The organism is Sciscionella sediminilitoris (assembly GCF_000737195.2).
Lineage (GTDB): Bacteria > Actinomycetota > Actinomycetes > Mycobacteriales > Pseudonocardiaceae > Sciscionella > Sciscionella sediminilitoris.
On the sequence record NZ_JALM01000192.1, the window covers coordinates 1 to 381 of the forward strand.

At 68.8% G+C, this 381-nt stretch carries 1 protein-coding gene; it reads left to right on the plus strand.

The features are described 5' to 3' along the window. Positions 1–381: alpha/beta fold hydrolase (locus AD72_RS37425; protein ID WP_031470967.1), on the plus strand; the 381-nt coding region annotated here is incomplete at both ends.

Sequence of the window (381 nt, forward strand, 5' to 3'; positions counted from 1 at the left end):
CGAACGCGCACACATCTTCGGCGCCTCCTACGGCGGCGCCATCGCCTTGCAACTCGGCATCAGCCGACCGGAAACCGTGCGGACACTGACCGTCGCAACCGCGATCCCGCAGTTCTCCACCGCACCGGCCACCGCCCAGAACCTCACGCACGCCGGGGAAGACCGCGCAGCCGCCATGCTCGACGCCGTCCTGTCCGCAAAGGGAAAACAGTCACCCGAACTGTTCGCCGAGACCCAGCGAATCCTGCTCCACCGCCCCGCCGAGGCGGACCAGCGCCGGATGGACGCGATCCGCGGATTCGACGTCCTCGGCCGCCTCGGCGAGATCACCGCACCCACCCTGCTGATCTACGGCGGCGACGATCCACTCGGCAAACCCGA